The organism is Symbiobacterium terraclitae, assembly GCF_017874315.1.
Classification (GTDB): Bacteria; Bacillota; Sulfobacillia; order Symbiobacteriales; family Symbiobacteriaceae; genus Symbiobacterium; species Symbiobacterium terraclitae.
The window spans coordinates 33,813-60,723 of the sequence record NZ_JAGGLG010000027.1; the positions used below are offsets into that span (position 1 = coordinate 33,813).

Annotated in this window: 24 protein-coding genes and 1 pseudogene; 19 read left to right on the plus strand and 6 right to left on the minus strand. The window is 68.3% G+C overall.

Going from position 1 to position 26,911, the window contains the following annotated elements; genetic code table 11:
* Positions 1-12 precede the first annotated feature (12 nt).
* From J2Z79_RS13930 to J2Z79_RS13940, 3 genes are all read right to left on the minus strand, one after another.
* Positions 13-1,125, minus strand: a complete 1,113-nt coding sequence (locus J2Z79_RS13930; RefSeq protein ID WP_209467498.1) for a TolC family protein — start codon at positions 1,123-1,125, stop codon at positions 13-15.
* A gap of 171 nt (positions 1,126-1,296) precedes the next feature.
* Positions 1,297-1,674 carry a DUF4363 family protein gene (locus J2Z79_RS13935; RefSeq protein WP_209467499.1) on the minus strand — a complete coding sequence of 126 codons (378 nt, stop codon included), beginning with the start codon at positions 1,672-1,674 and terminating at the stop codon, positions 1,297-1,299.
* 24 nt (positions 1,675-1,698) lie between these two features.
* Positions 1,699-2,427 carry a DUF421 domain-containing protein gene (locus tag J2Z79_RS13940; RefSeq protein ID WP_209467500.1) on the minus strand — a complete coding sequence of 243 codons (729 nt, stop codon included), beginning with the start codon at positions 2,425-2,427 and terminating at the stop codon, positions 1,699-1,701.
* 106 nt (positions 2,428-2,533) lie between these two features.
* Here J2Z79_RS13940 and J2Z79_RS13945 point away from each other — a divergent pair, with 106 nt between their 5' ends.
* The 14 genes and pseudogenes from J2Z79_RS13945 to rsmI all read left to right on the plus strand — a co-directional run bounded on the left by J2Z79_RS13945 (position 2,534) and on the right by rsmI (position 19,157).
* Entirely contained in the window at positions 2,534-4,006 is a 1,473-nt protein-coding gene (locus J2Z79_RS13945; protein ID WP_342589498.1) for an aminotransferase class I/II-fold pyridoxal phosphate-dependent enzyme, read from the plus strand.
* Positions 4,007-4,376: 370 nt separating this feature from the next.
* Positions 4,377-5,738, plus strand: coding sequence for an outer membrane protein assembly factor BamB family protein (locus J2Z79_RS13950; protein WP_209467502.1), 1,362 nt, complete (start codon positions 4,377-4,379; stop codon positions 5,736-5,738).
* Positions 5,739-5,847: 109 nt separating this feature from the next.
* Complete coding sequence (locus J2Z79_RS13955; protein ID WP_342589499.1) at positions 5,848-6,309, plus strand: cell wall hydrolase; 462 nt, start codon at positions 5,848-5,850, stop codon at positions 6,307-6,309.
* A 12-nt stretch (positions 6,310-6,321) separates the two neighbouring features.
* Positions 6,322-7,683 carry a germination protein YpeB gene (locus J2Z79_RS13960; protein ID WP_209467504.1) on the plus strand — a complete coding sequence of 454 codons (1,362 nt, stop codon included), beginning with the start codon at positions 6,322-6,324 and terminating at the stop codon, positions 7,681-7,683.
* A gap of 243 nt (positions 7,684-7,926) precedes the next feature.
* Positions 7,927-8,958 carry a 2-oxoacid:acceptor oxidoreductase family protein gene (locus tag J2Z79_RS13965; protein ID WP_209467505.1) on the plus strand — a complete coding sequence of 344 codons (1,032 nt, stop codon included), beginning with the start codon at positions 7,927-7,929 and terminating at the stop codon, positions 8,956-8,958.
* A 7-nt stretch (positions 8,959-8,965) separates the two neighbouring features.
* Positions 8,966-11,233 (plus strand): thiamine pyrophosphate-dependent enzyme, encoded by a 2,268-nt coding sequence (locus tag J2Z79_RS13970; protein ID WP_209467506.1) that lies wholly within the window; start codon positions 8,966-8,968, stop codon positions 11,231-11,233.
* Positions 11,234-11,423: 190 nt separating this feature from the next.
* On the plus strand, positions 11,424-12,452 hold the full coding sequence (locus tag J2Z79_RS18965) for a DnaD domain-containing protein (protein WP_209467507.1): 1,029 nt from the start codon (positions 11,424-11,426) through the stop codon (positions 12,450-12,452).
* 7 nt (positions 12,453-12,459) lie between these two features.
* Positions 12,460-13,437 (plus strand): ATP-binding protein, encoded by a 978-nt coding sequence (locus tag J2Z79_RS13980; protein WP_209467508.1) that lies wholly within the window; start codon positions 12,460-12,462, stop codon positions 13,435-13,437.
* A gap of 57 nt (positions 13,438-13,494) precedes the next feature.
* Positions 13,495-14,904, plus strand: a complete 1,410-nt coding sequence (locus J2Z79_RS13985) for an aminotransferase class I/II-fold pyridoxal phosphate-dependent enzyme (RefSeq protein ID WP_209467509.1) — start codon at positions 13,495-13,497, stop codon at positions 14,902-14,904.
* A 6-nt stretch (positions 14,905-14,910) separates the two neighbouring features.
* On the plus strand, positions 14,911-15,555 hold the full coding sequence (tmk, locus tag J2Z79_RS13990) for a dTMP kinase (RefSeq protein ID WP_209467510.1): 645 nt from the start codon (positions 14,911-14,913) through the stop codon (positions 15,553-15,555).
* A 19-nt stretch (positions 15,556-15,574) separates the two neighbouring features.
* Positions 15,575-15,904 carry a cyclic-di-AMP receptor gene (locus tag J2Z79_RS13995; RefSeq protein ID WP_209467511.1) on the plus strand — a complete coding sequence of 110 codons (330 nt, stop codon included), beginning with the start codon at positions 15,575-15,577 and terminating at the stop codon, positions 15,902-15,904.
* A 12-nt stretch (positions 15,905-15,916) separates the two neighbouring features.
* Complete coding sequence (gene holB / locus J2Z79_RS14000) at positions 15,917-16,921, plus strand: DNA polymerase III subunit delta' (protein WP_209467512.1); 1,005 nt, start codon at positions 15,917-15,919, stop codon at positions 16,919-16,921.
* A gap of 61 nt (positions 16,922-16,982) precedes the next feature.
* A pseudogene (locus J2Z79_RS18565) lies at positions 16,983-17,636 on the plus strand (PSP1 domain-containing protein); the annotation flags it as partial.
* 681 nt (positions 17,637-18,317) lie between these two features.
* On the plus strand, positions 18,318-19,157 hold the full coding sequence (gene rsmI, locus J2Z79_RS14010) for a 16S rRNA (cytidine(1402)-2'-O)-methyltransferase (RefSeq protein WP_209467514.1): 840 nt from the start codon (positions 18,318-18,320) through the stop codon (positions 19,155-19,157).
* An 84-nt stretch (positions 19,158-19,241) separates the two neighbouring features.
* Here rsmI and J2Z79_RS14015 read toward each other — a convergent pair whose 3' ends face one another.
* Complete coding sequence (locus J2Z79_RS14015; protein ID WP_209467523.1) at positions 19,242-19,499, minus strand: AbrB/MazE/SpoVT family DNA-binding domain-containing protein; 258 nt, start codon at positions 19,497-19,499, stop codon at positions 19,242-19,244.
* A 588-nt stretch (positions 19,500-20,087) separates the two neighbouring features.
* Between J2Z79_RS14015 and metG the strand changes: the two genes are divergently transcribed.
* Both metG and J2Z79_RS14025 read left to right on the plus strand, forming a co-directional pair.
* Positions 20,088-22,043 (plus strand): methionine--tRNA ligase, encoded by a 1,956-nt coding sequence (metG, locus tag J2Z79_RS14020; protein WP_209467515.1) that lies wholly within the window; start codon positions 20,088-20,090, stop codon positions 22,041-22,043.
* A 67-nt stretch (positions 22,044-22,110) separates the two neighbouring features.
* Positions 22,111-22,902: a TatD family hydrolase gene (locus J2Z79_RS14025; RefSeq protein ID WP_209467516.1), complete on the plus strand. Its 792-nt coding sequence runs from the start codon at positions 22,111-22,113 to the stop codon at positions 22,900-22,902.
* Between the two features lie 66 nt (positions 22,903-22,968).
* Here the strand turns inward: J2Z79_RS14025 and J2Z79_RS14030 are convergent, their stop codons facing one another.
* Together J2Z79_RS14030 and J2Z79_RS14035 are read right to left on the minus strand one after the other, a co-directional pair.
* The gene (locus J2Z79_RS14030) at positions 22,969-23,454 is read right to left on the minus strand and encodes a CD3072 family TudS-related putative desulfidase (RefSeq protein WP_209467517.1); all 486 of its coding nucleotides are present in this window, start codon (positions 23,452-23,454) and stop codon (positions 22,969-22,971) included.
* Complete coding sequence (locus J2Z79_RS14035; RefSeq protein WP_209467518.1) at positions 23,444-24,013, minus strand: CD3073 family putative ECF transporter S component; 570 nt, start codon at positions 24,011-24,013, stop codon at positions 23,444-23,446. The genes J2Z79_RS14030 and J2Z79_RS14035 overlap by 11 nt, the downstream gene beginning before the upstream one ends.
* Before the next feature lie 155 nt (positions 24,014-24,168).
* On the opposite strand from J2Z79_RS14035, the gene J2Z79_RS14040 reads away from it, so the two are divergent.
* From J2Z79_RS14040 to J2Z79_RS14050, 3 genes are read left to right on the plus strand one after another with little or no spacing between them, the layout of a single operon-like run.
* Positions 24,169-24,915, plus strand: coding sequence for an ATP-binding cassette domain-containing protein (locus J2Z79_RS14040; protein WP_209467519.1), 747 nt, complete (start codon positions 24,169-24,171; stop codon positions 24,913-24,915).
* Positions 24,906-25,739: an ATP-binding cassette domain-containing protein gene (locus J2Z79_RS14045; RefSeq protein ID WP_209467520.1), complete on the plus strand. Its 834-nt coding sequence runs from the start codon at positions 24,906-24,908 to the stop codon at positions 25,737-25,739. Before J2Z79_RS14040 ends, J2Z79_RS14045 begins: the two co-directional genes overlap by 10 nt.
* The gene (locus J2Z79_RS14050; protein WP_209467521.1) at positions 25,736-26,512 is read left to right on the plus strand and encodes an energy-coupling factor transporter transmembrane component T family protein; all 777 of its coding nucleotides are present in this window, start codon (positions 25,736-25,738) and stop codon (positions 26,510-26,512) included. The genes J2Z79_RS14045 and J2Z79_RS14050 overlap by 4 nt, the downstream gene beginning before the upstream one ends.
* Positions 26,513-26,911 lie beyond the last annotated feature (399 nt).

Below are 26,911 nucleotides of genomic sequence, written 5' to 3' on the forward strand. Positions count from 1 at the left end.
CAAGCCTACCCCCTATAGCTCGCCCAGGGCCTGGCGCAACTCCAGCAGGCGCAGGCGCAGGTTGGCCGCTGCCTGGATGCGTCCGGCCTCGGCCTCGAGGGCCGCAGCGGAGGCGGCCTGCACCTCCACCCAGGTGGCGAGTCCGGCATCGTAGCGGAGCTCGGCCAGGCGCAGGGCCTCGCGGGCCGGCTCCAGGGCCTTCTCGCGCGCCCTCAGCTCCTCCAGTGCGCCGTGGGCGGCGAGGTAGGCCTGGGTCACCTCGGCCCTGGCCCGGGCCAGGGCCAGTTCGTACTGGGAGGCGGCGGCCTGCACCTGCTGCGCGGCGCCGGTACCATCGGCCGACAGGCCGGTCTGGAGCCTGCGGCCGGCAAGGTCGAGCGCGGCGTCCCGCAGGTCGGGGCGGCGGGAAACCGCCTGTGCGATGAGGGACTCCAGGTCGGTGGGCAGGGCGACTTCCTCCGACCGCAGCGTATCGGGCTCCGGCCTGACGTTGGCGGCGATCGGCGTGCCGATCACCTGTCCCAGGGCGCTGCGCGCCGCCTCCTCCATGGCCTGTGCGCCGATCAAGGCCGCCTGCTGGCCGGCGAGGGCCGCCTGTACCTGGAGCAGGTCGTACTGGGAGGCGCTGCCCACTGCGACCGCGGCCTCCACGTTGGCCAGCTGGGTGCGGGTCCGCTCGAGGGCAGCCTGCTGCGCCTCGACGGTGGCGACGGCCTTCTGCCAGGTCACGTAGGCCTGCAGCGCGCCGGCCCGCACCTGCTGTCTGGCCGAGAGGTGCTGGGAAGCGGCCTGTTCGTAGGTGAGGAGCGCCTGCTGCCCCACGGCCTGCGGCGTGATCGCCTGCTGGGGAATGGAGATGCCGTACTGGGCCTGCAGATACGCGGCAACGGCAGGGGCCATGGCCGGAGCGGCCGCCGGGGCGGTCTCCAGCGCGGACCGGGCCGAGGAGACCTGGATGGCCGCCAGCCGCACGCCGGGGTTCAGGGTCTCCGCCAGGGTCAGGGCCTGCTCCAGGCCGAGGACGAGCGGCTCCGGCGGGGTGTCTGCGGCCGCGGCGGGCGGGCCCGCCGCGGTGAGGAGCGTCAGGGAGATCAGCGCTGATACCAGGGAGCGCGGGAGTCGCATGGGCAAGGATCGCCTCCCAACCGGGGTGTCGCCGGGAAAATTTTGGATCTTAATTCCAGGAGTGAGTACTCACTCATTCTACTGCGCGCGCTGACTGGCGTCAATAGGTAAGGACGTACCCCGGATATACCAGGGTACGTCCCAACTGCCGGTATTCCACAGGTTCGCGGGTCAGACCCCGATGTCCTCCCAGAGGGCGATGAGCCGGCGTACGGCGATGTTCACCTGGGCCTCGTCACGCGTGTCGATAGCGCCGCGAAGGCCGGCCAGTTCGAGATCAAACAACTCAATTTCATCGGTGGTTGACGTGATGTGGATTCGTCCGCGCACGCGCTGCCAGGCTTGGCTGACGTCGTCGATTGTGGTGTGCGCCCGGTCCCAGTCGCGCTGTTGGGTGAGGCTCAGGAGCTGGTTCAGACGGCCGGCCACGTCGTCGTCGGCCCCGAAGGAACGCTTGAGGATGCCCCCCATGTTGAACAGCAGGACGGTGACGGTGACGATCACGACGGGCAGGCCGATGTAGATCAGCTGACGCATGCGTGCGTTCACGCTTGACCCTCCATTTCCAGAACCTTAGTTGGGCCCCGGGTAATCGCTGAGGTCGAGGGCCGGGGGAAACTTGTCCGTGTACCGGTCCACGTAGACCTTGCCCTCGGCGTCCACCACGGCGAGGAAGGCCTCCTCCGGGCCGCTCAGGCCCTGCTCCTGCAGCTTGGCCGTCAGCCAGGCGCGGTTGACGCCCAGCCGGCGGAGGTTCTGGTCCATCACCTCGCCGTCCACCACCAGCTCGATGCCGAGCCCCCTGGACCTGGTCTGGATGTGCAGGTCGGAAACCGTGGCCGGCAGGTGCTCCGGCCGCTTCAGGACGGACAGGCTGCCGCGCGGCTCCATGATGGCCAGTTCGACCTCGTCGACGTGGAAGATGGACTGGCCGCGCAGCAGTTCGAGGAGTTCGCTCTCCCGCATCCGCATGCGCCTGAGGTTGCGCTCCAGGATCTGGCCGTCCTGGATCAGCACAACGGGCTCGCCGTCGAGCATCTTGGACAGCCAGCGGCTCTTGATCGCCGTGAACTGCATGGCCAGGGTCAGGACGACCCAGGTGGCCAGCGCCACGAAGATCGGCCAGGGGCGGATGGAGAGGCTGGCAGAGAGCTCTGCGGCGATGGAGCCGAGAGTGGCGCCGGCGACGTACTCGAAGAAAGTGAGGTGGGCTACCTGCGTCTTGCCCAGGATGCGGGAGAAGATCAACAGGTTGACGAATGTAAGAACGGAGCGGGTCAGGACGACCGTTCCTTCACCCAATGCGAAATCCCCCCACCCACATGAAATAGAGGCCGCGCGACCGTTTACACGTGGGCCGGTTCTGCTATACTGCGTTAGGATGCATGCGTGAAACGGATCGCAGGAGGTGAGGACCGTGGACCAGCACAGGACCCCGCTCTTTACCGGGCTGGTGGAGCACGCGAGGCGCAACCCCATTCAGTTCCACATTCCCGGCCACAAGAAGGGTGCGGGCATGGCCCCGGAGTTCAGGGAGTTCATCGGGGAGCGTGCGCTCTCCATCGACCTGATCAACATCGCCCCGCTGGATGACCTGCACAACCCGCACGGGATCATCCGGGAGGCGCAGGCCATGGCCGCCGAGGCCTTCGGAGCGGATCACTCGTACTTCAGCGTCCAGGGCACCAGCGGCGCGATCACGACGATGATCATGACCGTCTGCGGGCCCGGCGACAAGATCCTGGTGCCCCGGAACGTGCACAAGTCCGTCCTCACCGGCATTGTGCTGTCAGGCGCCCTGCCGATATTCATGAACCCCGACCTGGACTACGACCTCGGCATCGCGCACGGCGTCAGCCTCGAGGTCGTCCGGCATACGCTCGACCAGCACCCCGACGCCAAGGGGGTGTTGGTGATCAACCCGACTTACTACGGCGTTGCGGCGGACCTCAAGGGCATCGTCGAGCTCGCCCACGCCCGCGGCGTGCCGGTCCTGGTGGACGAGGCACACGGCGTTCACCTCTGCTTCCACGAGGGCCTGCCGCTCTCCGCCATGCAAGCCGGCGCCGACATGGCGGCCACCTCGGTGCACAAGCTGGGCGGCTCCCTCACGCAGACCAGCATCCTGAACGTGCGGGAGGGGTTCATCAACCCCGGCCGCGTGCAGGCGATCCTCTCGATGCTGACCACCACGTCCACCTCTTACCTGCTGCTGGCCTCGCTGGACGCCGCCCGCAAGCAGCTGGCCACCCGCGGCCGTGAGCTGATCGACCGTGCGATTCGGCTGGCCGAGCGGGCCCGCCGCCAGATCGACGCGATCCCCGGCCTCCACTGCCTGGGGGCCGAGGCGATCGGCCACTCGTCCTCCCGGTTTGACTTCGATCCGACGAAACTGTGCATCAGCGTAAAGGAACTGGGCGTCACCGGCGTGGAGATCGAGCTCCTGCTGCGGGAGGAGTTCAACATCGAAGTGGAGCTGTCGGACCTTTACAACGTGCTCTGCATCATCTCCCTGGGCGACACGGAGGAAGACATCGACGCGCTCGTGGAGGCGCTGCGCACCATCGCCGGCCGGTTCTACCGGCAGCGGCCGGCCAACGTGGTGAAGGTGAAGGTGCCCGTCACGCCGATCCTGGCCATGCACCCCCGCACGGCCTTCTACGCCGAAACCGAGGTGGTGCCGCTGCGGGAGGCCGAGGGCCGGGTCATCGCCGAGTCGATCATGGTCTACCCGCCGGGCATCCCGATCCTCCTGCCCGGGGAGATCGTGGCGCAGGAGAACCTGGACTACCTCGATGAGTGCATCCAGGCCGGGCTTCCCGTGCAGGGCACCGAGGACCCCGAGCTGAAGATGGTCAAGGTGGTCAGGAATACGCGCTAGTGGGGGGACAGGTCCGCTTTCGACATATGTAGGCGTGTGTTCCGGGACGGCCAGCGGGCCGTCCCGTGTTATTTTCAGGCTCCGGGACGCGGCCGTTTCGCCCGGGCTTTTCGACATAAGGGGGCGCGTTCGGCCAAGTTGTACACAGGTTCCCGCCGACCTGTGGAGAACTCTCGTTCCCCGAAACGCCCATACGGCGCGGCCTTGTTCGTCTCGGGTCCTGGGCTTGTCCCTGTGCCTGTGGATAACTTGTGACTACGCTGTGCGTAACGGTGGATTTCCCCTCCAGCCCGGCGAACAGGAAAAATCTCCGCGTGCAGACCGCCGCACTCCGGCCGGCGTACCATGGTGGAAAAACGGAGGTCGGGGCATGGTCTTCTACTTTGTCCAGCAGGGCGAGACGCTGTTCGCGATCGCCCGGCGGTACAAAACCACCGTTCACGCCCTCGTCACCGCCAACCGGCTGAAGGACCCGAACGCGATCTCACCGGGCCAGGCCCTGCTCATCCCGCGGCCGGGCGAAAAGCCGTTGCCGCAGCCGGGCATCGTCCACCGCGTGCGGAAGGGCGAGACGGTCATCGGGCTGGCGGCACGCTTCGGCACAACCGTGCCCGCCATCCTGATGGCCAACCAGATCGCGCACCCGGAGTTCGTCGTGCCCGGCCATCGGCTGGTCATCCCGGAGCCGCCCGAGCCGGGGCCGGAGTGGCCGGTGCTGGGGCGGACCCCCGCGCGCACAGGCAGCGCGCCGGTCTCCCTCGGCGACTCCGTCCGGCCGGGCTGGTCGTATCGCGGCGCTGACGACGCCGGCGTGCGTCCCTCCCCACCCGTCACCCGGTACGGGCGCGTGTACGTGGGCCTGGGCGACGGCTGTTACCACGCGGTCGACCAGGAGACGGGCGCGGCGGTCTGGCGGACGGCTGCGGTGCGGCGCGGCGAGCTGCCCCCTGGCGCGGCCCTGCCGGCGCCTGCCGTCCACGACGGGCTGATCTACCTGTGCGGGCCGGGCGGAGGCGTGCGCGCCCTGGAGGCGCGGTCCGGTCGCACGGTCTGGCAGGGTGCGGTGGGCGACGGAGCCTCCGGAACGCCCCTGGCGGCGGACGGGATTCTCTACTGCGGCTCGGCGGACGGTGCCCTGACGGCCCTGGAGGCCAAGACCGGCGCGCAGGTCTGGAGGCGGCAGCTGGACGGTCCGGTCTCGCAGCCTGCTGCCCTGGGCGACGGGCGGCTCTTCGCCGTGACGGACGCCGGGTCGCTGTGGGCTGTGGACGCCCTGACCGGCCAGGTCGCATGGCGCCAGGACTGCGGCGCGCTGCAGCCACCCGTGTTCGCCGATCTGGTGGTGGTCGCGGGCGGGTGCGCCTTCGACCCGCTCACCGGCGAGGTCCTGTGGACCCGGCCCGACCCGGGGTGCAGCCCCGCCGTCCGGGGCGAGACGCTCTGGTACCCCGGCCTCCCGGTGGACCTCTTCACCGGCCGGGAGCAGGCGCCACCCGGGTCTGCCGGGGAAGGGCGGCCGGCGGCGTCCGCGGATGCCCACCTGTTGGCGGGAGGGCAGCACGTCTGGGCCACGGCGGACCCCGGCCTCGTGTGCTGGGACTGCGCGGCGGGCGCGCTGCGGTGGTCGGTGCCGCTGCCGGCCCCTGCCATCGGGATCGCCCTCTCCGGCGGGAGGCTCTTCCTCACGCTGGCTGACAACTCGCTGATCGCCCTCGAGACGCACGCCGCCTGACCGCCGGCGCCGGCGATCCGGCCCGCACCGGTCAGGCGGTGCTGTATGGGATCCGCGCCAGACTGAGAGACTACCGCGTGCAGTCTCTGGTCTGGAGGGGGAGTTGACGGTGCACAAGTGGTTGAAGCGGGCCTGCGCGGCGGTCATAGGCGGACTGCTTCTGCTCTGGCCGGAGGCGACCTTCGACGGCCACCGCACGTTCGCGGAGTCCAGGGCGGCGAAGGACAACCTGCACCTGCTGGCCCAGACGGTCTGCGGCGAGGCCCGCGGCGAGCCGTACGAGGGCAAGGTGGCGGTGGCCGCGGTCATCCTCAACCGCACGCTGGACAACCGCTTCCCCGACTCGGTGGCCGGGGTCGTCTACCAGACCCACGCCTTTGAGTCGGTCTCCAACGGCGAGATTTACAAGAACACGACGGAGGAGTGCTTCAAGGCCGCACGGGCGGCGCTGGCGGGATGGGATCCTTCCAACGGCGCGCTCTACTTCTTCGCGCCCGCCAAGACCAACAACAGCTTTATCTGGTCCCGCCAGCAGGTGCGGACGATCGGCAAGCACATCTTCGCCAAGTAGGAGGCCACGGGGATGCGATCGCAGAGAGGACAGGCCTGGGCGTACCTGATGCTGGGCGTGGCGCTGGTGGGGGCGATGGGCTTCGGCGCGTATCAGACCCGGCTGAAGAACCAGTACCTGCGCGACGCCGAGAACAAGTACATGGCCGCGTTCCACAAGCTGAAGTGGACGAGCGAGAACATCGAGGAGCGCACGGCGAAGCTGATGGCGACCAACGACCCCCGCCTGCAGGAGAGCCTGCTGGCCGACCTGCGGGTCTTCAGCGCGCAGGCGGTGGAGCACATGTCGACCCTGCCGTTCACCACGATGAACACCCCGCGCATCGCCAACTTCCTGAACACGCTCCGCGACCAGTCCGACGAGAAGCACCACAAGCTGAACACCGGCCAGGCGCTGGACGAGGCCGACTGGGCCCAGCTGATGGAGCTGCGGAAGCAGGCGGTGTTCTTCGAGGAGGAGCTCTCCAACCTGCTGGGGCTCATCGGGAACAACATGATCCGCTGGCAGCCCACCGTCCAGGCCACCAGCCCGGCCCAGACGGGCCAGGCGGCGACGCCGATCACCAAGTCCGTGCTGGCGCTGGAGCAGAGCATCCCCGTGCCGCCGGGCGAGGAGAACGCGCTGGCGCCTGAGAAGGCGCATCTGCCCCGCCCGCAGACCGACCTGGGTCCGCGGGTGGATGCGGCCGCCGCGGCCGAGGCGATCAAGCGGTTCATCGACATGCCGCTGAAGGGAGAGCCCGTGCAGACGGGGGTCTACGACCCGGAGGACAAGCTGCAGGGCCTTTCGCTCTACTACTTCGACGCGACCAAGCAGAACGGTCTGCCGATGAACTTCGGGGTCTCCGTTCACGGCGGGCACGTGATCTACATGGTGGACGGCCGGCTGGTCGCCGAGCAGAAGCTGAAGCCGGACGAGCTGATCCAGAAGGCGATGCAGATGCTGGCCCGGTGGGGCTTCCCGAACGTCGCCCACGTGTCCGCGGCCGAGAACGACGGCACGCTGGTGATGGAGTTCGCGCCGGTGGTGGACGGCGTGGCCATCCACACCGACATGATCCGGGTGTCGCTGGCGATGGACAACGGCGAGCTGGTGGGCTACGACGCCCGCAGCTACTGGGTGAACCACCACGACCGGCAGCTGCCGGCGCCCAGGCTGAGCGCGGACGAGGCGGCGGCGCACACTTCGCCCCGGCTCACCGTCACGGCCGAGCCGAGGCTGGCGCTGATCGCAGACCGGCGCGGGCAGGAGCGGCTGGTCTGGGAGGTGCCCGGACGGGTGGAGGATCAGCAGTTCCGCGTGTTCGTGGACGCGCAGGACGGCACAGAGGTCGACCTGATCCGCCAGGCGGGCGACCCCGCGCCGCCGCAGTAGGGCTCGTTGGGTGCCCGCTCTTGGGCAGTTTGCACAGCGTTGAAAGCGGTGAGGAGCGGACATTTCTCCTCACCGCTTGCTATTCATCGCCAAAAACAAACCATTCGCCGCCGATAATAGGTGATTGGCAGAATAACTCTTGACGTGCTATAGTGATAGTACCTTTGGCCTACTCAAGTCCCGCACTGACGGATCAAAACGCGCTCTGCGGGCACCATAACGTTGCAGGGGAGGTAGACCCGCATGGCAGCGACCCCGACCCAGAGGGCAGTGCGGCTGCCCGTCAAGGATGAGCACGGGTGTTTCAACATCCGGCTGGAGTCGATCGGCGGCTACGGCGCCAACATCGCAGGCAAGATGCTGGCCGAGGCCGGCGTGCTCTACCAGGGTCTCAACGGCTCCAACTTCTCATCGTACGGATCGGAGAAGAAGGGTTCGCCCGTCAAGGCCTTCATCCGCTTCGCCGAACCCGATACGCCGATCCGCATCAGCTCGCCCATCGAGGAACCCCACATCGTCTGCATCTTCCACGAGGCGCTCATCCGGACGCAGCCCGTGGTAGACGGCCTTCTGCCGGGCGGCGTGGTGATCGTGAACACCCGAAAGACCCCGGCTGAGATTCAGAAGATGCTGGGCCTGGAGGACGTAACGATCGGAACGTTCGACGCCATGACGATCGCTGTGGAGACGGGATCCCGGGTGAACATGGCGGTACTGGGCGCCATTGCCCGGGTTGCGGAGTTCCTGGACCCCGATGCGATCAAGGCGATGATCACCGATACCTTTACCAAGAAGTATCCGAAGACCGTGCCGGGCAACCTGCGCTGCTTCGACCGCGGGTACGAGGAGATTCAGCTCGAGTACTTCGGCGCGTCCGGCGACAACAAGGCCGAGGGGCGGAAGCGCACGGCCGCCGCGTACGGATACCAGAACATGCCCATCGGCGGCGTGATCGTCAACCCCGGCAACATGGCGTCCAAGGACCTCAGCGCCTCGCGCCAGGGCTTCCTGCCCTCCTTCAACCGCGAGACGTGTATCGACTGCGCCCAGTGCGACATGGTCTGCCCCGACTACTGCTTCGTCTGGGAGCAGGGCGTCGACAAGCGGGGCCGCCCCGCCATGGTGCTCAAGGGCATCGATTACCAGTACTGCAAGGGCTGCCTGAAGTGCGTCGAGGCCTGCCCCACCGACGCGCTGCAGGACCTGCGCGAGGAAGACGGGTACGCCGCCGCGCACACGGTGCGCCATACCAAACTGTTCGGCCTTGGGAGGTGAGCGGCTGATGGCGCTCAAGGAAGCGGAGCTCCGCACACAGAAGTCCACGTTCAAGTCGGGCAACGAGATGGCCGCTCTGGCAGCGAGCCAGATCAACTTCCACCTGATGGGTTACTACCCGATCACGCCGTCCACCGAGATCGCCGAGTATATCGACGAGATGAAGGTGGAGGGCGAGAACACGATCGCCATGGTCGCCGGCGACGGCGAGCACGGCGCCGCCGGCATCTGCTACGGCGCCGCGGTCGCGGGCGGCCGGGTGTTCAACGCCACCTCCGCCAACGGGTACCTGTACGCCCTCGAGCAGATGCCCGTCCAGGCGGGCACGCGGATGCCGATGGTGCTCGACCTGGTCACCCGGTCCGTCTCCGGCCCGCTGGACATCCGCGGCGACCACTCCGACCTCTACTTTGCCCTGAACACGGGCTGGATCATCCTCTACGCCAACAACCCGCAGGAGGTCTACGATCTCCACCCGATCGCCGTGCGCGTGGGCGAGCACCCCGACGTCCGGCTGCCGGTGATTGTCGGCTTCGACGGCTTCTTCACCAGCCACCAGAAGCGGCGGGTCATGTACTTCGAGGACGGGCAGGTCCTGCGCGACTTCGTGGGGCCGCAGCCCGAGGGCTTCCCGCACGCGCTCGACCCGCGGCGCCCGATGACCTTCGGGCCCTATATGAATGATCCGGACCTGATCAACAACAAGTATCAGCTCCACGTGGCTATGGAGAACGCCCGGCGCGTGATCCCTGAGATCTTCGCCGAGTGGGAGAAGATCTCGGGCCGCCGGTACGACATGGTCGAGTCTTACCGTATGGACGACGCCGACGTTGCCCTGGTACTGCTGGGCTCGGCAGCTGACACCGGCAAGCAGGTGGCCGATCAGCTGCGCGAGCAGGGCGTACGGGCCGGCGTGCTGACGCTGCACGTCCTCCGCCCCTTCCCGGCCGACGAGATCCGGGCCGCCCTGCGGGGCGTGTCCGCCGTCGTGATCGGCGAGCGGGCCGACTCGTACGGCTCGGGCGGCGGCAACCTCTCGCACGAGATCAAGTCTGCCCTGAAGGACGATCCCGACAACCGAACCCTCGTCGCGACGCGGATCTACGGTCTGGGCGGCAAGGACTTCTTCCCCGCCGATGCCGAGGCGTTCTACGAGCTGGCCGTCGAGATGGCCCGGACCGGTCGGGTGGACGTGCCGTTCGACTACCACGGCGTCACCGCCGTGACCGAGAACCAGCCGCTGGAGGTCGTGCCGCCGCTCACGCGCGAGGAGCAGGAGTCGCCGGTCAAGGTCGAGCTGGTGGGCGACGAGCTGAAGGTGACCGTCCCGCCGCCCCGGCAGATGATGGGCATGGCCAAGCGCATCACCCCCGGCCACGGCGCCTGCCCCGGCTGCGGCATCTTCCCGGCCCTGGACAACTTCTTCCGGGCGCTCTCCGGCGATGTGGTGGTGCTCTTCCAGACGGGCTGCGCCATGGTCGTGACCACCGGCTATCCGTACTCGGCCCACCGGGTGACGTATATCCACAACCTCTTCCAGAACGGCGCGGCCACGCTCTCCGGCGTCGTGGAGATGTTCCACGAAAAGAAGCGCCGGGGCGAGATCGAGGTGGGCGAGGATATCACCTTCGTGATGGTGACCGGCGACGGCGGCATGGACATCGGCATGGGCCCGGCCATCGGCGCCGCGCTGCGCAACCACAAGATGATCATCCTGGAGTACGACAACGAGGGCTACATGAACACCGGCTCCCAGCTCTCGTACTCCACGCCCATCGGCCACAAGACCGCCACCTCCAACGTGGGCTCCCTCGGCGGCGGCAAGACCTTCCACCACAAGGACACGCCGCAGATCATGGCGGCCTGCCACATCCCGTACGTCTTCACGGCTGTCGAGTCGCAGCCGCAGGACCTGTGGAAGAAGGCCGCGAAAGCCCAGTGGTACGCCAAGAACGTGGGCCTGGCCTACGGCAAGCTGCTCATCGCCTGCCCGCTCAACTGGCTCTCCGAGGAGCGGCTGGGCACCAAGATCGTGCAGGCGGCGGTGGACTGCAACTTCTTCCCGCTGTACGAGGTGGAGCGCGGGATCACCCGGCTGACCTACGACCCCGAGGCCAAGGGCAAGAAGATCCCGGTCGAAGAGTGGCTGAAGATGATGGGCAAGACCCGCCACATGATGAAGCCCGAGTTCGCCGAGGTCCTGGCCGAGTTCCAGCGGGAGGTCGACCGCCGGTTCCGGCGTATCAAGGCCATGAGCGAGCATCCCGACCTGTAGCTGACAGCAAGCCGCCGGCAGCGTCCGGCGGCTTGCCGCGTCTCCGGCGCGGGGCGGGTCTGTCGGGCAGGAGTTTCTGCGGGACACGGAGAAACTCGCGTCGCCGCACAACGCGCGGTGTCCGCGCGCGGCTGCGCTCGCGCAGCCTGGGTGAGCAGGTGCGGGGACACGTCGAAAGGGGGCTCTCCGGATGGCGCTCGGACCCTTGGGGCCGGGTGAATTCGGCTTTGTCGAGGCGCTGATGAAGCGGGGCTTCATCAACATCCCCCGAATGCTGTTTGACTACACCCTCGATCTCGGTCTCGATTACGACCGGATCGGCAAGGTGTTCGCCGTCCTGGCCTGCGTGGGGGGGCCGGGCGAGAGCGCGTTTGGCTCGTATACCGTCACGCGGCGCGGCCTGCCCCGTGACTTCGACCAGGTGCGCACCCTGGTGCTCCAGCTGCAGGAGGACATGATCACCCGCTGCGACAAGGTGACGGAGAACGAGATCACCTTCTCCTTCGGGCCGCTGTTCGCGCGCCTGCGCGCGGTGTGGGAGGAGTACCGGCAGGAGCATGAGAAGGAGGCGGCCCGCCGGGGGCCGCATCCCGCGGTGGCCCTGGCCGAGGAGCTTCTGGGGCGGCCGCTCTCGGCGCGCGACGTGCGCGAGATCCTCGACTGGGTGGACGAGCTCGGGTTCACCGTCGAGATGGTGGAGCAGGTGCTGCGGGAGGGCCTCCGCCAGGGGGTCACCCGGATGAGCTACCTGAGCGCCATCGCGCGCGAGTGGGCGCAGGCCGACCTGCAGACGCCGGAGCAGGTGGCGGCCTACCTGCAGGAGCACCAGAAGACCGCGGCCCGCTACCGCCAGGCCACGCAGGCCCTTGGCATCAAGCGGCCGCTGACGGCGGCGGAGCAGGCGATGATCGAGCGCTGGTACGGCGAGTGGGGCTTCAGTGACGAGGTGGTCCTGCAGGCGTGTGAACTGGCAACGGGGGCGAAGAGCCCGCTCCAGTACACCAACAAGGTGCTGGAGAGCTGGATGCAGGAGGGGATCCGCACCGTCGCGGACCTGGACAAGCTCATGGAGCAGAAGCGGCGCACCGCGGCGGCCGGGGTTGAGCCCAGGCGTACGACCCGCGGCGGCCGCCGGACTCCCAGCCAGTCCAACGTCATTCTGAAGCGCGAGAAGAAGGATGATAGCTACTATGATGACGTCTTTAAGCGCTATGACTAGCGAGCGGATGCGGCGGCGAGAGGCGCGCATCCGGCAGCTGGAGCAGGAGCGGGACGAGCGGGAGGCGCGGATCTTCCAGCTCTTCCCCAGGCTGGCGGAGATCAAGGAGGTGCAGGCCGAGATCGGCCTCGACCTCGCCCGGCTCTACCTGAACCGGCCCACGCGCTTTCGGATGACCTTCGACGAACTGCGCGAGTGGTCCGTGCGGCTCTCCCGGGAGCGGGAGGCGCTCCTGCGCCAGCACGGGATCGACCCGCACGAACTGGAGGTGCACTGGGACTGCCCGGCCTGCCGGAACACCGGGTGGATCCGGGAGGCCGCCGGCGGTGACGAGGTCTCCCCGCCCCGCAAGTGCGCCTGCCTGATCCAGGAGGAGATCGAGGATCTCTACCGGGCCGCCGGCCTGACCGGCCCCCTGCGGGAGCAGACCTTCGACCGCTTCGACCTCACCGTCTACCCGCCGGAGCACCGGAAGCACAACGCCGGCGTCCTGGAGGACTGCCGCCGGTTTGCGGAGAGCGTGGCGAGCGGCACCGCAAGGGGCTCGCTGCTCCTGCAGGGCCCGGTCGGACTGGGGAAGACCTTCCTGGCCTGCGCCATCGGCAACCGGGTCATCGCCGCGGGCAAGACGGTGGGCTACTTCACCCTGTCGGAGTTCATCGACCTGGTCCGTTCGCAGAAGTTCGACGAGGACCGGAGCAGCGCCATACAGCCGCTGCTTGAGGCTGACCTGATCATCCTGGACGACCTGGGCGCCGAGAAGGTGACCGACTTCGTGGCGCAGGAGCTGTTCAACCTGATCAACCTCCGGCTCAACCGGCAGCTGCCGATGGTGGCCTCGACGAACCTGCTGCCCACCGAGCTCGAGGACACCTACGGCGAGCGCATCGCCTCGCGCCTGCTGTACGGCTTCGAGGCCCTCACGCTGAAGGGAAACGACGTCCGCAGGGTACTGCGCAAGCGGGCCAGCGGAGGGGCGCGCTGAGCGATGCAGAGGTGTACCGGCGAGCGCCGTCGAATAGAGCCCCGAGGAGGCTGGTCCATGGCAGAGGAGCAACGGCGCGCCCCACTGTTCGAGGCGCTGCAGGCCTACGCCCGCAAGGTGCGGGCTCCGCTGCACGTGCCCGGACATAAAATGGGGCGGGCGGCTCCCCCGGAGTGGCGGGCATTCCTGGGGGAGAGCGGCCTGGCGATCGACCAGACGGAGGCGCCGGGGCTGGATGACCTGCACGCACCCGAGGGCGTGATCGCTGAGGCTCAGGAGCTCGCGGCGGCGGCCTTCGGGGCCTGGCGGAGCTACTTCCTGGTGGGCGGCACCACCGCCGGCCTGCACGCCTTGATCCTGGCCGCCTGCGAGCCGGGGACGGCAATCGCCGTGCCCCGCCACGCCCACCGCTCGGTGCTGGGCGCGCTCATCCTGGCCGGCCTGCGCCCGCACTGGGTGCGGGTGGCGTTCGACCCCGAATTGGGGCTGGCCACCGGCGCAGACCGCGGGTCGCTGCAGGAGGCTCTGCAGGGGGCGGCCGCGGCCGTGCTTGTCCACCCCACCTACTACGGCATCGCAGCGGCTTTGGAGGCCGAGATCGGCCTTGTCCACGGGGCCGGCCTGCCCGTGCTGGTGGACGAGGCCCACGGCACCCACTTCGCCTTCCATCCCGACCTGCCGCCCTCGGCGCTCTCCCTGGGAGCGGACGGGGTCGTGCAGTCGGTGCACAAGACGGGCGGGAGCCTCACCCAGTCCTCGCTCTGCCACCTGGGCCGCGGGAGCAGGCTCACGCCCGCCCGGGTCGCGGAGATGCTGCGGCTGGTGCAGACCACCAGCCCGTCCTACCTGCTGATGGCCTCGCTGGACGTTGCCCGGCGCGCGCTGGCACTCGAGGGCCGTGCGGCCTGGGAGCGGGCGCTGGTCCTGGCCGAAGAGGCTCGCCGGCGCGTCGAGGCCATCCCCGGGCTCAGGGTCCGCCCCACGGACGACCCCACCAAGCTGCTGATCGACGTGCGCCGCCGCTCCATCTCCGGGTTCCGGGCGGCGGAGTGGCTGTGGGACGAGGCAGGGGTGGCCGTCGAGGCCGCGGGGCTGACCTACCTGCTGGCCGTGCTGACCCCCGGCGATACGATGGAGACTGTGGACACCCTGGCGGCAGCGCTGTCCCGGCTGCCCTCGGACGAGGGTGTGCCGGCCCTGCCGCCCGAGCCGCCCTGGCCGGAGGTGGTCATGACGCCGCGGGCGGCCTACCTGGGCCCCAAGCGGGCCGTGCCGCTTGAGGAGGCGGTGGGACGGATCGCTGCCGAGCTGGTCGCGCCCTATCCCCCCGGCATTCCCGTGGTGGCGCCGGGCGAGCGGCTCACCCGCGACGTGGTGGACTACCTCGGGCACGCCGCCCGGTCCGGCTGGCACCTCCAGGGCCCCGCAGATCCCCGTCTTCGCAGCATTCAGGTCGTGGAGGAGTGAACGGCGGTGTCCGTCTTCATCACCTTTGAGGGCGTCGACGGTTCGGGCAAGTCCACGCAGCTCCGGCTGCTCCTGGCGTACCTGACCGAGTGCGGCATCCCCCATGTGTTCACCCGAGAGCCCGGAGGCACGCCGATCGCGGAGCAGATCCGGGAGGTGCTGCTGTCGCCGCGCAACCGGGGGATGTCGGTGATCACCGAGGCCCTGTTGTTCGCCGCCGGACGGGCGGAGCACGTCAGCCGCACCATCCGCCCGGCGCTGGAGGCGGGCAAGGTGGTCATCTGCGACCGGTACGTGGACTCGTCGCTGGTCTACCAGGGGGTGGCCGGCGGTTTGCCCCTGGAGTTTCTGGAGCAGATTAACCAGATGGCGACCGGGGCGCTGCGCCCGCACCGCACCATCGTGCTGGATCTGGCCCCAGATGCGGCCATGGCACGGCTGAAGGCGGGCGGGATGGACCGCATCGAGGAGAAGGCGCTCGAGTACCATGAGCTTGTGCGCCAGGGCTACCTCGAGCTCGCCCGCGCGGAGCCCCGGCGGGTCAAGGTCGTGGACGCCTCCCGCAGCGTGGAGGAGGTGCAGGCTCAGATTCGGACCCTCGTCGACGAGGTACTCCCCCGCCGTTTCGTAGGGGAGCGCTCCACATCCTGATGAGGAGGGGGGAGCCAGCGTGAAACTGGTGATTGCCGTGATTCAGGACAAGGATACGCACCGGCTGCTGACGGCGCTGACCCAGGAAGGGTTCAGGGCCACCAAGCTCAGCTCCACCGGCGGATTCCTCAGGGAGGGAAACACCACCCTCCTGATCGGCGTCGAGGATGAGCGGGCCGAGCGGGTCCTGCGCATCATACAGAACACCTGCCGGTCCCGGGAGCAGCTGGTCACGCCGCTCTCGCCGATGGGCGGCCCGGCGGACTCGTACATCCCCTATCCGGTGGAGATCACCGTGGGCGGCGCCACCATCTTCGTGCTCGACGTGGAGCGCTTCGAGCAGTACTAGGAGGATGCGGGTGTGAGTTGGTCCGCGATTCGCGGGCAGGACATGGCGGTGAGCCTCCTGCGGCGGGCGGTGGCCACCGGCAGGGTCGCCCACGCGTACCTCTTTGCGGGCCCTCGGGGTGTCGGCAGGCGCACGGCGGCCCTGGAGCTGGCACGCAGCCTTAACTGCCTCTCGCCTGACGGCGCGGAGGCCTGCGGCGCCTGCGTTTCTTGCCGCAAGCTGGCCGCAGAGCCGCCCGTGCACCCGGACGTCACGGTCGTGGAGCCCGACGGGCGGTTCATCCGGACCGAGCAGATGCGCGCGGTGCAGGCCGAGGTCTACGCCCGTCCCACCGAGGGCCGGGTGCGCGTGGTGGTGATCGACGGGGCGGAGCGCATGAACGCCGAGGCGGGCAACCGGCTTCTGAAGGTGCTGGAGGAGCCGCCGGCGTACGCCCGGTTCGTCCTGCTGACCACCAACCTGGCCGGCGTCCTGCCCACGATCGCCTCGCGGTGCCAGATCGTCCACTTCTCGCCGGTTCCCCCGGAGGAGATCGCGGCGGTCCTCCAGGAGAAGGCGGGGCTCGACCCCGGCCGGGCCAGGCTGTTCGCCTCGCTCTCCGGCGGGTCGGTGGGCGTGGCGATCGAGATGGCCGGCAATCCCGAGGTCGGGGAACGGCGGGACTCCGCCCTCCGGCTGCTGCTGCGGCTGGGGGAGATGGACGACGCCGACCTGCTGGCCCAGGCGGAGGCCTGGGAACAGGACAGAGACAACCTCGAGGCGCACCTGGAGATGACCACGCTCTGGCTGCGCGACGCCCTTCTGCTGGCCCAGGGTGCGCCGGAGCGGCTGGTGGTCAACTGCGACCGCACGCCGGACGCCCGGCGGCTCGCCGAGCGCTACGGAGGGAGCGGTCTCCTGGGGATGCTGGAGGCGGTCTCGGCCGCGCGCGGCCAGTTGCTGCGCAGCGCCAACGCGCGGCTGGTCCTGGATGTGCTGATGCTGCGCCTGCAGGGCGCGGCTGCGGTCCAAGCCTAAGAAACTTGCGGAATCAGTTTTTCGGCGGATATAGTGGATATGGCAGCAAGGAGGTGACGGGATGGTCTGCGTTGTCGGTGTACGCTTCAAGCTGGCCGGGAAGGTGTACTACTTCGATCCCGGCGAGCTGCCCGTCGCCCAGGGGGACAAGGTCGTCGTTGAGACCGTCAGAGGTGTGGAGTACGGGCAGGTGGTTGTCGGCCCCCGGGAGGTGCCCGACGAGGAGGTCGTGCAGCCGCTTAAGAAGGTAGTCCGCATCGGGAACGCGCGCGACGACGAGGTTGCCGCGGCGAACAAGCAGAAGGAAAAGGAAGCCTTCGCCATCGCCCTGAAGAAGATCGAAGAACATAACCTGGACATGTACCTGGTTGACGTTGAGTATACATTTGATGGCTCGAAGGTGATCTTTTATTTTACCGCCGAAGGGCGAGTGGACTTCCGCGAGCTGGTGCGCGACCTGGCGAGCGTGTTCCGGACGCGCATCGAGATGCGGCAGATCGGCGTGCGCGACGAGGCCAAGCTCCTGGGAGGCATCGGCCCGTGCGGGCGGGTGCTCTGCTGCACGAGCTTCCTCGGCGACTTCGCCCCGGTCTCGATACGCATGGCGAAGGACCAGAATCTGTCGCTCAACCCCTCGAAGATCTCGGGCCTGTGCGGGAGGCTGATGTGCTGCCTCCGCTATGAGCAGGAGACCTACGAGGCGGCCAAGAAGGACCCCTCCCTGGCGCCGGGGTACGTGCCGCCGCTGCCCGAAGTGGAGCCGGAGGAGCCTCCTCCCGAGGACTGGCAGCCGGAGCGGCCGCAGCCGATCAGGCTCAGCGAGCGGCCGGCGGCACCGGACGAGGGGGCGCGGGTCGCCCAGGCGGCGGTGGTCGAAAAGCCTGCCCGGCGCGAGCGCGGACGGCCCGGCCGCGAGGGCGGTGCCGACGCCGCACAGGACGGTGCCGCGCGCCGGCCCCAGCAGCAGGGGCAGCATAAGCCCAGAGGGCAGGGCGCGGCGGCCGACGGCTCCGCAGGCGGGCGGCAGCGGGAGCGGCGCGCAGGTGCTGACGAGCAGCAGTCCAGGGTGCAGCAGCCCAGGCAGCAGCAGGGCAGGGCACAGCAGCCCAGGCAGCAGCAGTCCAAGGCTCAGCCGCCCAGGGAGCGGCAGCCGCAGGCGGCCCGGGAGGACGGCCAGCCCGAGGAGCAGGCCGTTCGCCAGGCTGCGGCCGGCAGCTCACGCCGCCGGCGCCGGCGGCGGCACCGGCCCGCGGCGAGCGGAGGCGGCGCGGCGCCCGGAGGCGGGGCGGCGTCCGCCGGTGAATGACGATACACACGGCAGGCCCCGGAGGGAGTATCCCCCGGGGCGTTGTCAACGGAAGAAACAGGTCATCCTGTCAGGGAGGAAGGGCGCAGATTGGGCACACTCTATATCGTCGGGACCCCCATCGGCAACCTCGAGGACATCACCCAGCGGGCGCTGCGAACCCTGCGGGAGGTTGCCGTGATCGCGTGCGAGGACACCCGTGAGACGCGCAAGCTTCTGCACCACTTCCAGATCGACACGCCGGTCACCAGCTACCACGAGCACAACAAGCGCTCCGCCGGGCCCCGGCTGATCCAGCGCCTCCTTTACGGCGAGGACGTGGCGCTGGTCAGCGACGCGGGGATGCCCGCCATATCCGACCCGGGCGAGGAGCTGGTGGCGAGCGCCATCGAGGCGGGGATCCCCGTGGTGCCCATCCCGGGGCCGACCGCCTTCGTGACGGCCCTGGTGGCCTCCGGCCTGCCGGCGCGGCGCTTTGTGTTCGAGGGGTTCCTGCCGCACAAGGGCAAGGAGCGGCGGCAGGCGCTGGAGCGGCTGAAGGGGGAAATGCGGACCGTGCTCCTCTACGAGGCGCCCCACCGGCTGCAGGAGACGCTGGCCGACCTGCGCGCGGCGCTGGGGGACCGTAGGGCCGCCGCCTGCCGGGAGCTGACGAAGCTGCACGAGGAGTACGTGCGGGGCACGCTCTCTGCGTTGATCGACCACTTTGCGGCGCATCCGCCCCGGGGCGAGTTCGTGCTGGTCGTCGAGGGTGCGGAGCCCGCCGCCCCGGCGGAGAGGCCCGAAGCGTCCAGCCTGGCGCGCGCCGTGTCGGAGCTGGAGGCGCAGGGCGTCGACCGGAAGGCGGCCATGAAGGAGGTCGCCCAGCGGCTGGGGGTATCCCGGCGCGCGGTCTACCAGGCCCTGCTGGAGGAGCGCGGTCCGGATTAGTTGCCGCGCCTGAGGCGCAAGACGGGAATGCAAAAAAGCACCCCGCTCACGCGGCGTGCTTTGCCGGATGCCCTATCGGAGAGGTTACCCCACCTGATGGACCCGATCAGCCATGGAGGCAAGGCAGGACTGGCACACGTTCTTCCCCTTGAAGTTCTCCACATTGGCGGCGTTGCCACAGAAGACGCACGCCGGCTCGTACTTGCGGAGGATGATCTTGTCTCCGTCGACGTAGATCTCCAGTGAGTCCTTCTCCTCGATGTTCAACGTACGGCGGAGTTCAATCGGAATGACGACCCGGCCGAGTTCGTCGACCTTCCGGACAATACCCGTGGACTTCATCATATGGCACATTCCCTCCTTGCATCCGGGGGCTGCGATGGACTCTGTAGACCAGGATAACAGTAATGGTAGAAAAAGTCAAGGCACCACTTCAACGTTACTCTGCTCATATTTCGACCGCCACATGATTCAAGGCGGTCAGCTCCCTTATGACAACCATAACTGGATAATCGTCCTAAGTCAAGGGTCAATTGGGCATTTTCCCCAACTAGCCCCCGCGCGCGGAGGGGCGGAACCCTTGACAGCCTATTCGGAGTCGCCTATACTAGGGCCATTCAACGCGATGACGGAGATGAGTAGGGTCTGAGGTCCCCACAGCGAGCCGGGGCAGGTGGAAGCCGGCGGAGACCGAGATGGCCTGAACATGGCTCCTGAGCGGCCGGCTGAAGGTTCCGCGCGAACTGCGTAAGCCAGGACGGGAGGCTCCCGTTACCGGGCCAGGATATCGGCCATCGGCCTGTATCCGTACGAGGCCCGACCGCGGTCGGGCGAACAAGGGTGGTACCACGGGGTGTACGCCTCGTCCCTTCATGTGGGGGACGAGGCTTTCTGTTTTACAGGGGCAGCCTGAGGAGGAGGTTTTCGGACATGACCAAGTTCTACATCACGACGCCCATCTACTATCCCAGCAGCAAGCTGCACATCGGTCACTCCTACACGACCGTAGCGGCGGACGCGCTGGCGCGCTACCACCGCCGGCTGGGGCACGAGACCTACTTCCTGACCGGCACGGACGAGCACGGCCAGAAGATCGAGCGGGCGGCCATCGCCGAGGGCAAGACGCCGATCCAGTTCGTCGACGAGATCGTCGCCGGCATCAAGGAGCTCTGGTCGGCGCTGCACATCTCGTACGACGACTTCATCCGCACCACGGAGCCGCGCCACAAGCGGGTGGTGCAGAAGATCTTCAGGCAGCTCTACGACCAGGGCGACATCTACAAGTCGTCCTACGAGGGCTGGTACTGCACCCCCTGCGAGACCTTCTGGATCGAGGGCAAGCTGAAGGAGGGCAACCTCTGCCCCGACTGCGGCCGCCCGGTGGAGTGGACCAAGGAGGAGAGCTACTTCTTCCGCCTCTCCAAGTATGCCGACCGGCTGCTTCAGCACATCGAGGAGACCGACTTCATCCAGCCCGCCTCCCGGAAGAACGAGATGGTCTCCTTCATCAAGCAGGGCCTGGAGGACCTGTGCGTCTCCCGCTCGACGGTGCGCTGGGGCATCCCCGTGCCCATCGATGAGCGGCAGACGATCTATGTGTGGATCGACGCGCTTTCCAACTATATCACCGCCCTGGGCTGGGGGACCGAGAACGACGAGCTGTACCGGAAGTTCTGGCCCGCAGACGTCCACCTGGTGGGCAAGGAGATCGTGCGGTTCCACACCATCATCTGGCCCTGCATCCTGATGGCGCTGGGCCTGCCCCTGCCCAAGAAGGTCTTCGGCCACGGCTGGCTGCTGTTCGGCACCCAGGCGGAGAAGATGTCCAAGTCCAAGGGCAACGTCGTCGACCCGTTCGTCCTCATCGAGAAGTACGGCCTGGACGCCGTCCGGTACTACCTTCTGCGGGAGGTCCCGTTCGGCTCCGACGGCACCTACACCGAGGACGCCTTCATCCTGCGCACCAACACCGACCTGGCCAACGACCTGGGGAACCTGCTCTCCCGCACCACCCAGATGATTAACAAATTCGCCGGCGGCCAGGTGCCCGAGCCCGACCCCGCCACGGACGATCGGGTGCTCGCGGCCCTGGCGGAGCAGGTGGTCCGGGAGTACCAGGAGGCGATGGACCGGCTGGAGCTCTCCACGGCGCTGGCCGCCCTGTGGAAGCTGGTGGACCGGGCGAACAAGTATATCGACGAGCAGGCGCCCTGGGCCCTGGCCCGTGATGCGGCGAAGGCGGGGCAGCTGCGCAGCGTGCTCTACAGCCTTGCCGAGTCGCTGCGCATCCTGGCGGTGGCGCTCACCCCGTTCCTGATCCACACGCCGGAGCGCATCTGGGAGCAGCTGGGCCTGGATCCTGCGCAGGTGCGCACGCTGCCCTGGGAGGAGGCGATCGCCTGGGGCGGGCTGCAGCCCGGCACCACGATCCGCCGGGGCAACCCGCTGTTCCCCCGCATCGAGACCGCGAAGGAGGAGACGAGGGTGGAGCCGGTCACGGAGACAGCGCAGGCTGCGGCGCCTGCGGCACCGGCCGCGGAGCCCGTGGAGGGCGTGGCCCAGATCGAGTACGACGACTTTGCCAAGGTGGACCTGCGGGTCGCCGAGATCGTCGAAGCGGAGCGGGTTCCCAAGGCTGACCGGCTGCTCCGGCTGCAGCTCTCCGTGGGCGGGGAGCGCCGTCAGATCGTTTCGGGTATCGCGCAGTACTACGCGCCGGAGGAGCTGATCGGGAAGCGGATCATCCTGGTCAGCAACCTCAAGCCGAAGAAACTGCGGGGGATCGAGTCCCACGGCATGCTGCTGGCCGCTACCGCGGAGGACGGCAGCCTCAGCCTGGTCACCCTCGACAAGCCGAACTTCCCGACCGGCATGCGCGTCAAGTAGTCTGAGCCGCATCTCCCCGGGTGCCTGACAGGCGCCCGGGGAGACGAGCGATGAGGGGGCAGTATCCATGCTGTTCAACACGCATTCACACGTGGACACGGGGCGGCAGTTCGCGGCCGACCGGGACGAGGTGGTGGAGAGGGCCCGTCAGATGGGCGTGAGCCAGCTGATGGTGATCGGCTTCGAAAAGGCGCTGCTGCCGGTGACCCTGGCGTTCGTCGAGCGGTACGACTGGGCCTGGGCGGCGGTCGGCATCCACCCGACCAGCGCGCTGGAGTGGGACCGCGACGCCGAGCGCATGCTCAGGGAGGCGGCCCGCCACCCGAAGGTGAAGGCGATCGGCGAGGTGGGGCTCGACTACTACTGGAAGGACAGCGCACCCTTCGAACTGCAGCGGGACGTGTTCCGGCAGCAGATCCGCCTGGCCCGGGACCTGGGGCTGCCGCTGGTGATCCACAACCGGGATGCCCACGAAGACGTGGTCCGCATCCTGGAGGAGGAGGGCGCCGGCGAGGTCGGCGGGATCATGCACTGCTTCTCCGGCGACTGGGCGATCGCCGAGCGGTGCCTCGCCATGAACTTCTACATCGGGATCGGCGGCACGGTGACGTACAAGAACAACCCGACGGGGCGGGACGTGGCGCAGCGCCTCCCGCTCGACCGGATCGTGCTGGAGACCGACGACCCCTACCTCGCGCCGATGCCGCACCGCGGCAAGCGGAACGAGCCCGGGTACGTCAGGATCGTGGCCGAGTTCCTGGCCGAACTGCGCGGCACGACGCTCGAGGCGATCGCCGAGGCGACCAGCGCCAACGCCCGGCGCGTGCTGCGTATCGCCGACCCGGCTGGCGAAAGCTAGACACGCCCATCCGCCCCTTGCAAGAAAAACCCGCACAGCCGCCTGGCTGTGCGGGTTCTGTCGTATTCAGCGCGCCTGCGACCCACGGCTCCGGGCCGCCGGGTCCTGCGGATCGAACTGCCCGGACTCGGTGGCCGGAATCTGCCACCACGGGTCCACGGCGATGCCCGCCTCCGACAGCATTGCGGCGAGCTCCTCCATGAACACCCCGCGCCCGGGATCGCAGGAGGGGCTGGACTGGATGCCCATGCCCCCGACGATGGCGTACCCGTGCTGCCGGTAGACCTTCAGCTGCTCCACGAAGGGCTCCAGGATGCGCCGGCAGTGGCGCCGGTACTCCGGGGTATCGTACTGCGCATAGGTCATACCGGGGCGGTCCGGTCCGAGGAAGGTGAACTCCGGGCAGGGAAGTTGGAGTATCCCCCAGCCCTGTGCCTGAATCCATTCCACGGCATCCTTCATGATGCCGGTCGAGCGCGCATCGCCCGGGAAGACCGTGTTCTGGTTCAGCACGCAATGGGCCGTGATGATGACCTTCCGGCTACGCCGCACCGCTCTGCGACCTCCACGGCTGCATGGACCTGGGCAGCTGGCTTACGATCAGCGAGACCAGAACGGAACAGAGGATCTTGTCCACCAGGTTCGAGGCGATCCGAGGCAGGAAGGTCGCGGTGAAGATGCGGGCGCCGGTCTGGGAGAGCCACAGCACGAAGACATCCAGGGGGCCGCCGGTCAGGCCGCCGTACACCGCTACCGCGATGGGCGAACCGATGAGGGGGGCGACAACCGAGAGGATCAGTCCGGTGATGACCGCCGTCACCAGCCCGAACTGGAACCGCCGGGCGATGAAGCCCACCGTGAGGCCGACGGCGCCGTTGACCAGACCGAAGGGGATGTTGGTGGGGCCGGCGGTCACGCCCAGCACCAGGTTGGTGATCAGGCCGACGCCGAAGGCCCACCAGGGGCCGTAGAGGACCGCGACGAAGATGGTGCCGATCGTGTCCAGGAAGAGCAGCGGGATGTTGAGCGCCCCGACCACGGTTCCACCGATCACGTTCAGAGCGACGGCCAGTCCACATAGCGCAAGCAGGTAGATATTCCGGCGGTCCATGTAAGTTCCCCCTAGTAAGAAGTTGTTACCCATTGGTAAGATAACAGATACGGACCGACAGGAAAAGCGGAAAAAGGTGAGCCCTATTGCTGGAGTTGCAGGATGTATGGTACCGGTACCCGGGAGCAGAGAGCGATTCCGTGCAGGGCCTCTCCGTGACCATCGCAGAAGGCGACTTCACGGCCATCCTGGGCCCGAACGGCTCCGGCAAGTCAACCCTGGCCCGCCTGCTCACCGGCCTCTGCCAGCCCACGCGCGGCCGGGTACTGGTCGACGGGCGCGACACGCGCGACCGCGAGGCGCTCTGGGAGGTTCACCGCACCGTACAGTTGATCTTCCAGATCCCCGAGAACCAGATCGTGGGCACGAGCCTGGCCGAAGACGTGGCCTTCGGCCTCGCCAACATCGGCCTGCCCCAGGCGGAGATGGCTGAGCGCATCGCCTGGGCGCTTTCACTGGTGGGCCTCGGCGACCGGGCCGACGACTCGCCCCACTCGCTCTCGGGGGGCGAGAAGCAGCGGCTGGCCGTGGCGGCCGCGGTGGCGCTGGAGCCGCGCTATCTCGTGCTCGACGAGGCAACTGCGATGCTCGACCCCGGGGCGCGGCGAGAGCTGATGGCCATGCTCCTGCGCATCCGGAGCGAGCGGCGCCTCGGGCTCATCCACATCACCCACCACTTCGAGGAGGTGCTGGAGGCCGACCGGGTGGTGCTCATGGACGGAGGGCGGCTTCAGCTGGTGGCGCCCCCGGCCGAACTGCTCTGCCGGCCCGACCTGCTCGCCGCCTGCGGCATCGAACTGCCCTACCTGCCCGCGCTGGCGGCCCGGCTGCGGCAGGGCGGGCTGACGGATCTGGCACCGAACCCAACACTCTCGGAAGTGGTGAAGCAGCTGTGCAGTTGAGACTGGAGCAGGTCTCGTTCGCCTACCGGCGGGGGATGCCGGTGCTGCAGGAGATCAACGTGGCCCTTGCGGGCGGGGAGTTCGTGGCGCTGGCCGGGCGGTCTGGGTCGGGCAAGTCGACGCTGGTGCAGGTGATGAAAGGGCTGATCCGGCCCGACGCGGGGCGGATCAGCCTGGATGGGGAGGCGGCGGCGGACGGACTCTTCGATGCCGTCGGGCTGGTCTTCCAGTACCCCGAGCACCAGCTCTTCGCCCGCTCGGTCTACGACGACATCGCCTTCGGCCCCCGGCGGCAGGGGCTGGCGGAGCTGCAGGTGGAAGAGCGCGTGCTGAATGCAATGGCGGCGATGGCGCTGGATCCGGTCCGCTACCGGGAGGCGAGCCCGTTCGAGCTGAGCGGTGGGGAGAAGCGGCGGGTGGCCATCGCTGGGGTGATCGCCCTGGAGCCGCGGTGGTTGCTCCTCGACGAGCCCACGGCCGGGCTGGATGCGCGCGGCCGGAAGGCCCTGTTCACCCTCCTGGAGCGGCTGCGGCACGAGCGGGGCGTGGGCGTGCTGGTCGTGACTCACCGCCTCGAGGAGGTGCTGCCCTGCGCAACGCGGCTCGTGATCATGCAGGCCGGGCGAATCGCAGCTGATGGCGAACCGCTGGCCCTGCTCGCCGATGAGTCCCGCGTGAGGCAGATGGGGCTGGAGCCCCTGGAGGCCATCCAGCTCAGACAGCGGCTGCTGGCGCTCGGATGGCCGGCCCTGGATGCGCCCTGGGACGTGGACCGGACGGCGGAGGCGCTGCTGGCCTACCGCAGAGGGAGGGGCGGGCGATGATCGGTGCGCTGCTGTACCAGAGGCGCGGCTCCTGGGCCGAATCGTGGGATCCCAGGGCGAAGCTGCTCTTCGTACTGTTCCTTGGCGTCGACCTGATGATCGATCACCGCCCGGGCTGGATGGTGCTGCGCGCGGCGGCCATCCTGCTCCTCTGGGTGCTCTCCCGGCTTCCCTGGCGCCTCCTGGGCTACACGCTGTTCTCGCTGTTGCTGCTCTTCGTCTCTACAATGGTTTATCACGTCTATATCGTGCCCGGAGGCGATCCGGGGTCCGGACTGGTGCGCGGCTCGATGATGTGCCTGCAGATCCTGGGCTTCGTGCTGCTGCTGGGCTTTCTGGTGCACACCACGCCGCCGCTCGTGCTCGCGGAGGGGATGGAGGCGCTCTTGAGCCCCCTGAAGCGGCTGCGCGTGCCGGTGCACGAGGCGGTGATGATCTTCACCATCGCCCTGCGCTTCCTGCCGATCCTGGCCGGCGAGTTCGACAAGGTTCGGAAGGCGCAGATCGCCAGAGGCGCAGGCTTTCACCGGGGGCGGCTGAGCGAGCGGCTCCGGGGGCTCCTGCCGCTCCTGGTGCCCGTGATGGTCCAGGCGCTGATGCGGGCGGAGGAGCTGGCGACGGCCATGGAGGCGCGCTGCTATCGGGGCGACGTGGGGCGAACACGCCTGCGCTGCTACCGCATGGGTCCGGCCGACTGGGCCGTGGTGGCGGTCGGTGCGGCCTGCCTGGTGAGTGGGCTGACATATGCTGTTCAGATGCTCGCGATGCGCTAGCGGGCAACCAGCCACACGGCCCAAGTGATGATCCTGGTCGGTCTGACAGCTACTGGAAGGTCAAGGTGTGTTGACGAGGCCATGGGTGGGCAGTATACTAACATCTTGCTGGGCGGCGATGGCGGCCAGGATTTGGGCGGTTGACGCAGCAGCGTGAGCCTGCTAGAATCTCTCCTTGCCGCCGCCCGACGGCGGGGCTCACGGCGGAGGCGACCGGCTGGAAAGTCCGGATGGAACGAACTAGCCGGTTGACACGAGGCCGAGAGCTTGCTAAACTGAACAAGCTGTCGCCTGACGGCAGCGAGATCTCGAACCTTGAAAACTAGACAGTGCAGAGAGGGAAGCCTGCGAGTCGACGACTCCAAGGGAGCCAAGCAAACTTTTCAACGGAGAGTTTGA